The following is a 12362-nucleotide window of genomic DNA, read 5'->3' as shown; positions in this document are numbered from 1 at the left end:
TGCGATCGTAGTGGCATGACCCACCCCGGTGCCGACCGTGCGATCGCGGGCGACGGCCCGCCGCGCTCGACGCTGCGCTGGCTGGGCCACGCGAGCACGCTGCTCGTCGATCGGGGGACCACCGTGCTGACCGACCCCATCCTCACCGCGCGGGTCGCGCACCTGCGGCGTCGGCGCGGACCGATTCCGAACGACCCGGATGTTCGCGTCCCCGACGTGGTGCTGTTGTCACATCTGCACGCCGATCACACCCACCTACCGTCCCTGCGCATGCTCGGTGACGTGCCGATCGTGGTGCCACGCCGCGCGCCCGACGTGTTGCCCGCGCTCCGAGCCGTCGGTGGGCGGCTGATCGAGGTCGACCCCGGCGACGAGATCACCATCGGCGGTGTACAGATCCGGGCGGTACCCGCCGAGCACGACGGGCGACGCTGGCGGCGCGGGCCGTTCGACACCGCCGCGCTCGGCTACGTCATCACCGGGGAGATGACGACGTACTTCGCCGGCGACACCGACCTCTATCCCGACCTCGGTGACTGGGTGCCACGCTGTGATCTGGCGCTGTTGCCGGTCGGTGGGTGGGGACCCAATCTGGGGCCCGGACACATGAACCCGCCGCGTGCAGCCGAGGCCGCCGAGATCGTCGGCGCCGGACTGGCCGTTCCGGTCCACTTCGGCACGCTGTGGCCGATCGGACTCGAGCGCATTCGGCCGGAGCGCTTCTATCGACCGGGCGGCGACTTCGTGACCCTGCTGCGGGACAACGCGGTGACGGCCGTTGAGCTGCAGCCGGGTGAGGGCGTCGATCTGGGGTAGTCCGCGCGATTCATGACCCCAGCTACCGAAGAGACGCTAGGTGCCGAAGATGGGCGGCAGGCAGAACAAGATGATCGCGCCCCAGATGACGTGGGTGCAGATGGGCGCGAGGACACCGTCGGTGGCCCGTCGCAGCACAGCACACACCGAGCCGAGGACGATGGCGGCGAAGCCGAGCATCACGTTGCCGCTGGCCAGGGTGACCAGCGCGTAGAGCAGCGTCGACCAGACCAACGGTTGATGCCGCTGTACCGCCGAATAGACCGCACCGCGGAAGAAGATCTCCTCGGCGAGGCCGTTGCCGAGGGTGATCGCGGTGATCAGCACCACGCCGCCCTCGTCGCGGAACGCAAGTACCTCGCGGACCAGCGAGGCCAGCGGCCCGATCTCACGGGTGATGAGCGCGCCGACGACGAAGGCGGCGCCGACGGCCAGTCCCACCCCGACGCCGAGCGCCGCGGCGCCGACCGCCGACGAGGGCTGTGCCACGAAGGGGATGGCCGGCTCGGGTCGGCGCCACCCGAAGCGGCCCAGCCGGATCGGCCCGGACAGGAACCCGCCGATAAGCCAGGCCGCCGCCAGCCCGATCGTCATCGGGACGAATGACGCGGCACCCGGCTCGGCGGACAACGAGAACCCCAGGATGATCGCACCGATCACCACGAACACGGCGACCACGATGCGCCGCCGCCGCAACGCACCGGGGTCGTCGAGCGTGGTGTGGGGAGCGGGCGCCGTCAGTCGCTGGGCGAACGTCGTGAGGTCGGCTGTCATCCTGTCAGCAGGGATACCATGCTTTGGGTCAGCCGTCCCGTCGAGGACAGCGTCGAGGACACGGTGGAGCCGATGATCCGGCGCGCACGCATCACATCGCCACCAGCCCACATCGGGTCGGTCTCGGCCAGATGATGCAGGTTCGACAGCTCACACACCGGCCGCGGCGCGGGACTGCGCACCGCCGCCGCAATGGCCTTGCGCATGGGGGTGAGGCCGCCGGGCAGCGCCGGCACGATGTCGCGGATGGTGTGTTCGGAAGCCGCCATCGGCTGGCTCAGCGAGGTCACCAGGTCTTCGGTGAGAGACGTCGGCACCGGCACGATGCGGCCGGCGACCTTGCCGACCAGCCGTGTGCTCACGTCGGGGAACGGAAGGCGAAGACGCGGCTGTCCGATGGCCCGCAGGTATTCGGTGAGGACCTCGCCGTAGCGGACGCCGACGTCGGGGCCGGAGATGTCGTAGGCGCCGGCCGGGACCTCCGGCCGGGCGACTGCGGTCAGATAGTGCAGGACATCCCGGATGGAGATCGGATCCATCGGATTGCGGGTGAAGCCCGGTTCGGGGATCACCGCGAGCCGGTCGGCGACGTACCGGATGATCTCGAAGGACGTGGACCCGGCACCGACGATCACGGCGGCCCGCAGCCACACCAGATCGGCGCCGCCCGGGATGTCGAGTGCGTCGGCGGCATCGGCACGACTGCGCAGGTGCGCCGACAATTGGCCGCGGTCGACGTCGGGCACGAAACCGCCGAGGTACACGATGCGGCGCACCGACGCGTCACGGGCGGCCAGCGCCACATTGTTGGCCGCGCGCACGTCGGCATCGCCGAAGTCGTCCTGACCGATCCCGTGCACCAGGTAGTAGAGCGCGTCGACGGGACCGGCGGCCTGCAGCGCGTCGTGCGCCGACAGTTGATCGTCGGCGTCCATCTCGACCGCGGTCACGTCGTCGTACCAGCTGAACCGCCGCAGCGAGGCGCGCCGTCGGCTGCTGACCACCACCTCGTGACCGGCCGCGAGCAGGGAACACACGAGGCGCGAACCGACATAGCCGGTCGCTCCGGTGACGAACAGTCTCATCGAACTCCCCCTGGGCGCAGTGTCTGCCACAAGCTCATACCCAGACGGTACGAGTCTCAACCGTGTGCGGCTCGCGTAGAGGCCGCCTGCGGCGGGTTCGCGCGCCCGTCGATCATTCGCTCGTGAGGCTGCACGCGCGATCGTGTGGCGGACGCGCGAGGCTCACCGGCTCACATGTGGCTCGTGGAGACAGGATGGCTCGCGGTGACATGATCGACCCATGCTCATCAGCGTGGACGACCTCACCGAGGCGATGCTCTCCGACCGGCCCCCGGTGATCCTCGATGTGCGGTGGCAACTCGGCGACCCGCACGGCCGCGAGCACTACCGCGCCGGCCACATCCCGGGTGCGGTGTTCGTCGATCTCGATCGCGAACTCGCGGCATCACCGTCGCCGGAGCGGGGCCGGCATCCGCTGCCCGACATCGCCGATCTGCAGGGCGCGGCGCGGCGCTGGGGCGTCGACGACTCGTCCCCGGTGGTGGTCTACGACGACAGCGGGAATCTCGCGTCGGCGCGGGCGTGGTGGCTGTTGCGCTGGGCAGGCCACCGCGACGTCCGGATGCTCGACGGCGGGCTCGGCGCGTGGCGCGCAGCGGGACTGCGGGTCTCGGCCGGTGACACCACACCGCGCGCCGGGACCGTCACGCTCGATGCCGGCCACCTCCCGGTCGCGGAGATCGATGACGTGGCAGCGACATCCGCGACCCTGATGGACGCGCGGGCCGCCGAGCGATATCGCGGCGAGGTCGAGCCGATCGATCCGCGCGCCGGTCACATCCCGGGCGCGATCAGCGCCCCCACGGCGGCCAACCTCGGGCCGGATGGTCGGTTCCTGCCCGTCCACGAACTCCGAGAACGTTTTGCCGCCTTGGGAATCGGCGACGACGTGGTCGCCTACTGCGGGTCCGGGGTCAACGCCGCACATGCCATTGCGGCCCTGCACCTCGCGGGACGCTCCGGGACGCTGTTCCCGGGATCGTGGTCGCAGTGGTCGTCCGATCCGGCCCGTCCGGCGGAGACGGTGTGACGCCTCGCCGATCCTGAGTACGGTGGGATTCGTCGACGCATTCCCGACGAGACCGAAGGAGGCCGACATGGCACGTACGGTGCTGTTCGTGATGACCGGCTCGGATCACTGGACCCTCAAGGACGGAACCCGACACCCCACCGGATTCTGGAGCCACTGATGTCGACCGGGCCGCTGCCGCCGACAGTCAGAGAGATGCTCGCACAACCGAATCCCAGCGTGATGGCCACGTTGCGGAAGGACGGGTCGCCGGTGTCGGCCGCCACCTGGTACCTGATGGACGGCGACCGGGTGCTGCTCAACATGGACGACGGCCGCGCGCGGCTCGGTCATCTACGACGCGATCCCCGGGTCACGCTCACGGTGCTCGCCGAGAACTGGTACACCCACGTGACACTCCTCGGGCGGGTGATCGAACTCCGCGCCGACGACGAGCTCGCCGACATCGACCGGCTCTCGCGGCACTACACCGGCAATCCCTACCCGCAACGCGACCGTCCGCGCACCACCGCGGTGATGGAGGTGGAGCGGTGGTTCGGTTGGGGCGAGATGAAAGACAACGACCAGCCGCAGTCGGTCGTCTCCTGAGTGGAGCCGAGCAAGGCATCGAACCGGCGAGTCGGAAGGAGACGCGGTGACCACGATCCGTCACGGCGACCTCGTCATCGAGGTGCCCGATGAGCTGTCGCCCGACGCGGTCACCGTGCGCGACATTCCCGACGACGACCCGCTCGTACAGACACTGGCCGCCGCCGACGACCTCGCGCTGGTGCAGAAGGTGACCATCGCGATCGACCGGCCGCGGATCCGAACCGTCGCGGCGACCACGTCGGGCCGGCCCGCCGACCCAGCCCTCCGGGTGCGATCGGCCGACACCGGCGAGGTGCTGCTCTGTGAGCGCGGTGGGTGCTACTCGTGGGCCACACACCGCGGCGCGCCACTCGACGACGACCACGTCAGTGCTCTGCGGGCGACGGTATTCGATGAACCGCGCGTCGGTGCGCACGAACTGCGTATCCGCCCCGCCACCGCGGATGCTGCGGCGGAGATCGTGCGGCTGTTCGGCATTCGGTTGCGCCGGCCGGTGGCCGGCGACATCGTGACCGCGCTGGAATCGCGGATCGTGCGTTCCTCGCTCGTCGAGATCACCGATTCCGATCCCCGCACGTGGCGGCCGGTTCGGCCGGGCGACATCGGTTTCCGTCCCGGAACCAGCCGGTTGGTGCTGTTGGTGCACGGGACGTTCAGCACCACCCGCACCGGCTACGGTTGGCGCGACGACGGGTGGCGTGCGGTCCTCGACGGACTGATCGCCGCCGAGGACACGACGGTCCTCGGCTTCACTCATCGCACACTCAGTGAGGATCCCGAGCAGAACGCCCGTCAACTCGTCGCCCTGCTCGACGAATTGGCGGCCGACCGGATCGATCTCGACATCCTCACCTACAGCCGTGGCGCGCTCGTCGCACGCAGTGCCATCGAACTCGTCGGCCTACCGCCGGACATCGCGGTCCGCACGGTGACCATGCTGGGTGGACCGAATGCCGGGACCCTGTTCGCCAGCCGCAACAACTGGTCGACGTTGCTCGACCTCTACACGACCCTGCTCGACGACGTGATCCGCCGTTACGCCGGGCCCGCGGGGGGTGCTGCCGCGCAGCGCGTCCTGACGCTGATCTTCGCGGTGGTGAAAGGCATCATCGACCAAGCGCTCGACGCCGACCAGGTACCCGGCCTGGCCGCGATGGCGCCGGGCTCGGCCTTTCTCGACAAGCTCAACGCGGGATCGGCTCCCGACGCCGGCGTCACGTACGAGACGGTCGTCACCGACTTCGAACCCGACGATGTCGTCGGCATGCCGGCGGATCTACTCGCGACGCTGGCGCGGGTGGCCGACGAGGTGGTCGACCCATTGATGGGCGATGTCGCCAACGATCTGGTCGTCGACGTCGGCAGCATGTCGCTGATCGACGGCGAAGAGCTCGCGGTCGCGGACATCCACCGGGTTCCGAGCGCCTCGGGTACCCATCACCTCTCGTACCTGCTCACCGACGAGTCGCTGCGGATCGTCGCCGAGCTGCTCGGCTGAGCCGCAGTCGGTATCTGATGCCACACTAGAGCCCGCGTTCTTCGAGCGCCTCGTCGAACTCCTCGGCGGCGGCCTTCTCACCCTTGCCGTCGGCGATCGCGCGCTGGTAGATGGCGAACAGTTCGTCGCCGTATGCCGCATACCGGCGCGACCACTCCTCGCCGTCGGACCGCCAGTAGCCGATGATGTCGTACTGTTCGCGGCCCCACTGATGTTCGCGGCGTAGCCATGTGCGCACCGCCCGAGATTGCGCGGCCTCCCCGGCGAACCAGCAGTAGCCCGCGCCGGCCGGGACCGGCAGCTGCCGCATGGACGCCGCCAGCACACTCGGTCCGATCCCGTTGCCGCTGCCGATCACCGCGACGACGTCAGCATCGTGGTCGACGTCGTCCAGATAGTCGAGGTCCGCGGCGGCGGGTACCTCGACCACAGTTGTCGTCGGCGTGGTTCCGTTGTCCTCGTCGAGGATTCGTGCCAGTGCCGGGAAGCCGGCGAGATCGGCGGCGAGCAGCCGCCAGTGCGCCGGCACAGCTCGATACCAGCCGCAGGCATGGGCCATCACCACCTGGTGTCCTGGTTCGGCGCGTTGCGCCCACGCGGTGGCCGGTCCATGGGAGTGGATGACGAAGTCCACCGTCATCGACCCGGTGGCATGGTCGACCGCGCGCACCGAGTAATTGCGTGCCTCCGGCGCGGATTCCGGATCGTGGTAGCCCCAGATGCCGTCCCGGCATTCCATGTCCGGTGTCGTCGTCTCGCCGGGCGCCGGGAAGTAGATCCCCACCGCCTCGTCGGGGTCGCCGGGGAGTCCGAGCCCGGCGAGGTCGGGCACGTGAAAATGTAGCCGCCGCAAACGCGGTCCGAGATCGGTGGTCGCCGTGACATGCGCCGTCGAATGAGACATGAAGGTCGGTGCGCGGTCAGCCACGGTCATCGTGGACGAGGTCGCCGATGGCGGTGAGGAGACCGTCCACGGACTCGGTGGTGGTCGCATGCGAGGTCACCAGCCGGGCGACACCGGGTTCCGGGATGCCGTGGTGGAACACGTATCCCTGGTTCTCGAGGCCGTCGATGACCCGGTCGGGAAGGTCGCAGAAGACCAGGTTCGCCTGCGCGGCGCCCCGGACGGCAACACCGCTGGTGGCGTGCAGCCCGGACACCAGCCGTTGCGCCATCATGTTGGCGTGTCGTGCATTACGCAACCACAGGTCGTCGGCCAGGTACGCCAGGACCTGGGCGGACTCGAACCGCAGCTTCGAAGCCAACTGGCCGGCCCGCTTCACCCGGAACGCGAGTTCATCGCGTAGCGAGCCGTCGAACGACACGACGGCGTCGGTGGTCATCCCGCCGTTCTTGGTGATGCCGAACGACAGGAGGTCGACGCCGCAGCGCCAGGACATCTCGGCCGGTGACACATCGAGATGGACCAGCGCATTGGCGAATCGCGCGCCGTCCAGATGGGTTCGCAGGCCCGCGTCCCGGGCGATCCCGGTGAGGGTATGGATCTCGTCGAGGGAGTACACCGAGCCGGTTTCGGTCGCCTGCGTGAGGCTGAGCACCTGCGGCTGGACACTGTGCACGTCACCGGCGCGATGCCGCACCGCGCGACGCAACTCGCCGGGATCGATCTTGCCGTCGTCGCCGTCGAGAAGGACGAGTTTCGCACCGCCGGTGAAGAACTCGGGGCCACCACATTCGTCCACCTCGATGTGTGCGCTGCGATGGCAGAGAATCGACCCCCACGGGCGCGTGAGGGCGGACAACGCAAGGGAATTGGCCGCCGAACCGGTCGAGACGCAATGCACGTCGACATCTGTCCCGAACACCTCGGCGACCCGTTCACCGGCCGCTGCGGTCACCGGGTCATTGCCGTAGGCCAGGTGTGCCTCCATCGACACCGCCGCCACCGCGTCGACGATCTCCGCACTGGCACCGGCGGCGTTGTCGCTGGCGAACATCTTCGCCGGCGGAGTCCCACGCCCGCTCACACTCGCTGTTCCCATCGCGCCCAGTGTATCGACGTGGGCGGCCCGATCCGGGTGGCGTCCGGTCGGTGCCGCGGTCAGACTGAACCCATGCGCGTCGCCGGGGCACCCGACATCCTGGTCGACACCGACGGCGGACTCGATGACGCGATCGCGGTCCGTGCGATTGCGGCCGAGCAACGGTTGTGGGGTGTCACCACCACGTGGGGTGCTGTGTCGGCGGCCGCCGCCGCACGCAACATCGCCTTGGCGGTGCCGGACTGCGAGGTCGTCCCCGGCGCGCGCACCCCGCCACCGGCGTGGCGGGTGGTGCGCATGCACGGGCTGGACGGCGCCGGTGGAACCGCGCGGGGCCGCAGACCGGCGCAACGGCCGCGCCACCACCCACCCGCCCCCGACGTGATCGTCAGGTTCGCGCGTGACGTCCCGGACGGCACGCTGGTCTGCCTCGGTCCGCTGACCAACCTCGCCCGCGCCGTCGACGCTGACGCCGACGCGCTCGCCGGGCTGCGGTCCATCGTCATCTCGGCCGGTGTGGGCTTCGCCGATCGCGCGGTGCGTGCGGTCGCCGACACCAACACCAGAGGTGACCCGAGGGCTGCCGCAGTCGTCACCCGGGCGGTCGGGCTGCCGATCCGGTGGGTCGGACTCGACGTCTCCCGCGCGCTTGTCCTCCGCGTCGACGACCTGCCCGCACGCGGCATCGGCGACTTCGCGTCGATGCGGCGCTACGGGCTGACGCGGCACCCGGCCGGATACGGTCGCGGCTGGTCGGCGCCCTGCCACGATCTGGTCGCGGCTGCCGCCGGTCTCGATCCGGCATGTGCGCAGTGGCGTGCGGCCCGCATGCGGGTGCGGAGCGATCACACACCGGCCCGGGTGGTCGCCGTCGCCGACGACGCGGCCACCCACCTGGCGGCCTACGCGCTGGACGTCGGACGTGTCCGCGGGTTGCTCCGCCGCGGATCGAACAGCTGAGGGTCAGGGATGGGGCGCAGATTCTCGCCTCCGCGCCGTATCCAGACGGCCGCACCGAACACCGTCACCCACACCGCGACGAGGACGACGGTCAGGCCGAGCCCGAAGTTGCGGTCCAGGATGGTGCTGTTGGCGATCTGATCGTCGGCCGGGCGAGGCAGGATCACCGGCAGCGCCAAGAGGATGAGCACGTTGGTCAACCCCAACGCGATCAACAGGGTCCGGCTCCACCACACCGGCAGCCGATCGCGCAGCAGCCACGAGACACCGAGGGCGACGGGAGCGAGGACCGCATCGTGGACGAACAATCCGAGCGCAAGCCAGACGAGCACCGAGATCCGATCCGCCGGCGACAGTTCCCACAGCAGCCATGCGCCATAGCCGCACGCCGCGATCCCGCACGCCGCCAGCAGCATACGCACCACACGCTCGCCCATCACGGCACCGCACCCATTACCGCACCTCACCCATCACAGCACCTCGATCCGCGACACCCATTTGGTCTGCATGACGCCCGGTAGGTTCGGGGCGATGAGCCGGCCGGGATAGCCGTGATCGATGTCGAGCGGTTCACCGTTGAGTTCGAGTGCGAGCAGCGTCAACGGATCCTGTGACTGTGCGACGGGCAGTGTGCTGACCGCGTACAGGCCCCGTTCCAGTGAGATCACCCGGATGCCGCGTCCACCGTCGCCGCCGACCAGGGCCGCGAGGTCTGTCACGCGCACCCCGGTCCACGTTGCGCCGACACTCCAGCCCTCGACACAGGCGATCGGCAGGTCCACCGTGTGCTGGGGGAGGGTACGCAGCTCGGTCAGCGACAGCTCCCGACCGGCGCCGGCCCCGGTGACCCGCAGTCGGTAGTCGGCGTCGGTGGCCGCCGAGATGACCCCGGCGGCCTCGGCGGTGCGGTTGATCGGCAGGCCCTGCGGGCCGTCCCCGCTGCGCGGCGCCAGGAAGGCGACCGGACGCAGCAGCGGGATGGTCTGGCCGGCGAACGCCAGTGCGCCCAGCCCACCTGCCACCCAGGTGAGGTTGAGAAAACCGCGTCTGCTCAACCCCGACGGTCCGCGACGCCGCTCCGGTGGCCGGGAATCGACCGGGCCGTCGAGCGCGGTCCGGATCACCGGTAGCTTCACCGCGATATGGATGGCCAGCGCGCCGATCGCCACGTAGGCCATCGCGTAGTGTGCCGACGGGAAGAAGAACGACCACGGATACCACTGGGCGATGTTCAGCAGTCCGGTGAGCAACTGAAAGATCCCCGCCGCCACCAGCACCGCGATCGACAATCGCTCCAACGCCCGGGCCGGTGACCCGATCAGGGGGCGGTCGAACAACTTCGGGTACACCACCGCGAGCTTGGCCAGCAGCAGCGGGATCGCGACGCACCCGGAGATCACATGTACCCCTTGGGTCACGCGGTAGAGCCAGACGGGCCGGGCGATCCACTCGAACCACGACGGCGGGTGCTGGATGCCGTGACTCAGCAATCCGGTGGCGAAGCAGATCCCGAAGCTGATGCCCAGCGCGACACCGATCCGCGCGGTGACCCGCGGGCTGCGCAGACCCGCCACATCATCATCGGTCGCGGTCATGTGCGAATCATCTCCACCACTTGGCGTCCCGCGTGCGCCCAGGTCTGGCGAATCGTCAAACCGCATCCATGACACAGGCTCTCGGCGCCGAGCAGGCCGATCCGGGCCCAGGGGAACCAGGTGCTGGCGTAACGTTCGCCTTCCACCCGCACCTCGTCGTACTCGATGTGCTCGACTTCCGGATCGATCTCGACGAGGACCGTTCCGCCCGGCCGGACCAGTTGTGCGGCGCGGGCCAGCACCCGATCCGGCGCACCGCCGATCCCGATGTTGCCATCGATCAGCAACGCGGTCGTCCACCGTCCCTCGCCGGGTAGCGGACCGTGGATGTCGCGGTGCAGCACCGACACCCCGCGAGCGCGCGCCATGGACACGGCAACACCGGAGCTGTCGACACCCAGCGCGATGATCCGTCGGGTGACCAACACGTCGACCAGACGTCCCGGGCCGCAACCCAGATCGATCGTCGATCCGCGACACCGGTCGGCGACCAATGTGTCGAACTGGCGGTCGAGGTCGTCGGCGTCGGTGTCGCACCAGCGGTGCACCGGCCACTGGTGTGTCGAACCATCGGTGCGCCGCAACACGGTGTGACCGGCGGCGAACATTGCGTCGAACGGATTGGGCACCGCCGACGTGGTCATCCGATCGCCCCGAGGCGTTGTGCGGTGCGGGCGAATTCGCTGTCCGGCGGGCAGTCCCGAACCACGTCGGCGATGTCGGTGGGTAGATCGACATCCATCATCGGTTCGAGCAGCGCGACCGTCAGGCCGGCGTGCCGCAACGCGGCCTGCGTCGCGGCACCGGTGTCCGGGCGCGACATCGCCACCGTCGACAGGGCCCGCGCGCCACGACCGAGAGCGGTACCGAACGCCCACCATCCGCCGTCCTCGGCGATCCCCAGGACGCAGCGTCGGGCGCGCGGCTCGAGTCGGCGCAACGCGGTCCGCAGTTGGTCGGTCCGTACCTGGGGGGTGTCCATGCCGATCTGGATCACCCGCTGCGCACCGGTGCCGGCGGCGTCGAGGTGGGCGTTGGTCAACCGCTCGGCGAATCCGTCGCCGCGCTGGGGGATGAGGGTGCAGCCGGCGAGTGCCTCGTCGAGGTCGGGTTTGCGCACCGCGTCGGTGAGGCGACCGGTGACCGCCACGATCACCGACGCCCCCGTGACCGCACGCGCGGTGCGGAGAGTGTCGAGCAGCGCGGCGGCGGCGAGGGTGGCCGCGCCGACGTCACCGAACCGCGTGGCCAGCCGGGTCTTGGCGAGCCCGGGAACCGGGGACTTGGCGGTGATCAACACCGCGGAGCTGCTCATCGCAGCACCACCAGGAAGTCCCGTGCGGCCCGCGCCGACCCGCGGATCGATCCGGACACCTTGGACTCTCCGGCGGTGCGCACGGTGTAGCGCACATCGCGTTCGACGACGCGCAGCCCGGCCTGTCCGGCCCGCAGCAGCAGTTCGACGGGATACCCGCTGCGTCGATCGCGCACGTCCAGGTCGGTGAGGGTGTCCCGGCGGATGGCGCGCATGGGTCCGATGTCATGGATCGGCAAGTGGTAGCGGCCGCGCAGGTAGGCGGCGACGGCCGCGGAGCCGGCGCGTGCGTGCAGCGGCCACGTCCGGGGATGGTCGGGGCGGCGGCGCCCGACCGCGAGTTCGGCGCCGCGATCGAGTTCGGCGGCCAGATCGAGCAGTTCGGCCGGGTCCATCGACCCGTCGCCGTCGATGGTGCAGACCACCGGCCGGCGGGCGGCGTCGACCCCGGCGCTGACCGCCGCTCCGTACCCGGGTTCGGGCTCGGCGACGACGGTCGCGCCGGCGGCGTGCGCGAGGTCGGCGGTGGCATCATCGGAACCGTTGTCGACCACGATGCTCTGCATCCCCTCGGGCACCCGGGCCAGGACGTCTACGATGGAGCCGGCTTCGTTCCGGCACGGGATGATCACCGCGATCTCGCTGGCATTCACCCTGTCCACGGTAGGGATGTGCCGGGCGAAGCAACAGCGTTT

Annotated in this window: 14 protein-coding genes; 5 read left to right on the top strand and 9 right to left on the bottom strand. The window is 69.9% G+C overall.

Features of this window, described 5'->3' with window-relative positions; all coding sequences use genetic code 11:
• Positions 1-15: 15 nt before the first annotated feature.
• Entirely contained in the window at positions 16-816 is an 801-nt protein-coding gene (locus NWF22_RS07125; RefSeq protein WP_233750837.1) for an MBL fold metallo-hydrolase, read from the top strand.
• 36 nt (positions 817-852) lie between these two features.
• On the opposite strand, the gene NWF22_RS07120 is transcribed toward NWF22_RS07125, so the two are convergent.
• Together NWF22_RS07120 and NWF22_RS07115 are read right to left on the bottom strand one after the other, a co-directional pair.
• A complete protein-coding gene (locus NWF22_RS07120) occupies positions 853-1590 on the bottom strand; it encodes a CPBP family intramembrane glutamic endopeptidase (protein ID WP_160899969.1) in 738 nt (245 codons plus the stop codon).
• Complete coding sequence (locus tag NWF22_RS07115; RefSeq protein WP_160899970.1) at positions 1587-2675, bottom strand: NAD-dependent epimerase/dehydratase family protein; 1089 nt, start codon at positions 2673-2675, stop codon at positions 1587-1589. Before NWF22_RS07115 ends, NWF22_RS07120 begins: the two co-directional genes overlap by 4 nt.
• 220 nt (positions 2676-2895) lie before the next feature.
• Here NWF22_RS07115 and NWF22_RS07110 point away from each other — a divergent pair, with 220 nt between their 5' ends.
• From NWF22_RS07110 to NWF22_RS07100, 3 genes are all read left to right on the top strand, one after another.
• Entirely contained in the window at positions 2896-3705 is an 810-nt protein-coding gene (locus tag NWF22_RS07110) for a sulfurtransferase (RefSeq protein WP_160899971.1), read from the top strand.
• Positions 3706-3864: 159 nt separating this feature from the next.
• Complete coding sequence (locus NWF22_RS07105) at positions 3865-4293, top strand: PPOX class F420-dependent oxidoreductase (protein ID WP_160899972.1); 429 nt, start codon at positions 3865-3867, stop codon at positions 4291-4293.
• Positions 4294-4339: 46 nt separating this feature from the next.
• Entirely contained in the window at positions 4340-5794 is a 1455-nt protein-coding gene (locus NWF22_RS07100) for an esterase/lipase family protein (RefSeq protein WP_160899973.1), read from the top strand.
• A gap of 25 nt (positions 5795-5819) precedes the next feature.
• On the opposite strand, the gene NWF22_RS07095 is transcribed toward NWF22_RS07100, so the two are convergent.
• Positions 5820-6698: a siderophore-interacting protein gene (locus tag NWF22_RS07095; RefSeq protein WP_160901316.1), complete on the bottom strand. Its 879-nt coding sequence runs from the start codon at positions 6696-6698 to the stop codon at positions 5820-5822.
• A gap of 16 nt (positions 6699-6714) precedes the next feature.
• Positions 6715-7797: a threonine aldolase family protein gene (locus tag NWF22_RS07090; protein ID WP_160899974.1), complete on the bottom strand. Its 1083-nt coding sequence runs from the start codon at positions 7795-7797 to the stop codon at positions 6715-6717.
• Between the two features lie 72 nt (positions 7798-7869).
• On the opposite strand from NWF22_RS07090, the gene NWF22_RS07085 reads away from it, so the two are divergent.
• A complete protein-coding gene (locus NWF22_RS07085) occupies positions 7870-8757 on the top strand; it encodes a nucleoside hydrolase (protein WP_160899975.1) in 888 nt (295 codons plus the stop codon).
• Here NWF22_RS07085 and NWF22_RS07080 read toward each other — a convergent pair.
• Genes NWF22_RS07080 through NWF22_RS07060 form a run of 5 tightly spaced genes read right to left on the bottom strand, consistent with a single transcriptional unit; the run spans position 8700 to position 12320 of the window.
• Positions 8700-9194 carry a hypothetical protein gene (locus NWF22_RS07080; RefSeq protein WP_202398131.1) on the bottom strand — a complete coding sequence of 165 codons (495 nt, stop codon included), beginning with the start codon at positions 9192-9194 and terminating at the stop codon, positions 8700-8702. The two genes, NWF22_RS07085 and NWF22_RS07080, sit on opposite strands and share 58 nt — an antisense overlap.
• A gap of 33 nt (positions 9195-9227) precedes the next feature.
• Positions 9228-10352: a molybdopterin-dependent oxidoreductase gene (locus NWF22_RS07075; RefSeq protein ID WP_160899976.1), complete on the bottom strand. Its 1125-nt coding sequence runs from the start codon at positions 10350-10352 to the stop codon at positions 9228-9230.
• Positions 10349-10996: a methionine biosynthesis protein MetW gene (locus tag NWF22_RS07070; RefSeq protein ID WP_233750838.1), complete on the bottom strand. Its 648-nt coding sequence runs from the start codon at positions 10994-10996 to the stop codon at positions 10349-10351. Before NWF22_RS07070 ends, NWF22_RS07075 begins: the two co-directional genes overlap by 4 nt.
• Complete coding sequence (locus NWF22_RS07065) at positions 10993-11667, bottom strand: TIGR04282 family arsenosugar biosynthesis glycosyltransferase (RefSeq protein ID WP_160899977.1); 675 nt, start codon at positions 11665-11667, stop codon at positions 10993-10995. The genes NWF22_RS07070 and NWF22_RS07065 overlap by 4 nt, the downstream gene beginning before the upstream one ends.
• The gene (locus NWF22_RS07060; protein ID WP_258321351.1) at positions 11664-12320 is read right to left on the bottom strand and encodes a glycosyltransferase family 2 protein; all 657 of its coding nucleotides are present in this window, start codon (positions 12318-12320) and stop codon (positions 11664-11666) included. The genes NWF22_RS07065 and NWF22_RS07060 overlap by 4 nt, the downstream gene beginning before the upstream one ends.
• Between the last annotated feature and the right edge of the window lie 42 nt (positions 12321-12362).

Origin of the sequence: Gordonia mangrovi (genome assembly GCF_024734075.1) — a bacterium.
In the GTDB taxonomy this organism is placed as follows: Bacteria; Actinomycetota; Actinomycetes; order Mycobacteriales; family Mycobacteriaceae; genus Gordonia; species Gordonia mangrovi.
The sequence above is the reverse complement of the archived record's forward strand: the minus strand, read 5'-3'. Positions and strand labels throughout refer to the sequence as shown.

Excerpts from the sequence above, each read along its gene's own strand:
- NWF22_RS07090 (WP_160899974.1), bottom strand. The coding sequence starts at position 7,797 with ATGGGAACAGCGAGTGTGAGCGGGCGTGGGACTCCGCCGGCGAAGATG.
- NWF22_RS07110 (WP_160899971.1), top strand. The coding sequence starts at position 2,896 with ATGCTCATCAGCGTGGACGACCTCACCGAGGCGATGCTCTCCGACCGG.
- NWF22_RS07095 (WP_160901316.1), bottom strand. The coding sequence starts at position 6,698 with ATGTCTCATTCGACGGCGCATGTCACGGCGACCACCGATCTCGGACCG.
- NWF22_RS07070 (WP_233750838.1), bottom strand. The coding sequence starts at position 10,996 with ATGACCACGTCGGCGGTGCCCAATCCGTTCGACGCAATGTTCGCCGCC.
- NWF22_RS07105 (WP_160899972.1), top strand. The coding sequence starts at position 3,865 with ATGTCGACCGGGCCGCTGCCGCCGACAGTCAGAGAGATGCTCGCACAA.
- NWF22_RS07080 (WP_202398131.1), bottom strand. The coding sequence starts at position 9,194 with ATGGGCGAGCGTGTGGTGCGTATGCTGCTGGCGGCGTGCGGGATCGCG.
- NWF22_RS07120 (WP_160899969.1), bottom strand. The coding sequence starts at position 1,590 with ATGACAGCCGACCTCACGACGTTCGCCCAGCGACTGACGGCGCCCGCT.
- NWF22_RS07065 (WP_160899977.1), bottom strand. The coding sequence starts at position 11,667 with ATGAGCAGCTCCGCGGTGTTGATCACCGCCAAGTCCCCGGTTCCCGGG.
- NWF22_RS07115 (WP_160899970.1), bottom strand. The coding sequence starts at position 2,675 with ATGAGACTGTTCGTCACCGGAGCGACCGGCTATGTCGGTTCGCGCCTC.
- NWF22_RS07125 (WP_233750837.1), top strand. The coding sequence starts at position 16 with ATGACCCACCCCGGTGCCGACCGTGCGATCGCGGGCGACGGCCCGCCG.
- NWF22_RS07075 (WP_160899976.1), bottom strand. The coding sequence starts at position 10,352 with ATGACCGCGACCGATGATGATGTGGCGGGTCTGCGCAGCCCGCGGGTC.
- NWF22_RS07085 (WP_160899975.1), top strand. The coding sequence starts at position 7,870 with ATGCGCGTCGCCGGGGCACCCGACATCCTGGTCGACACCGACGGCGGA.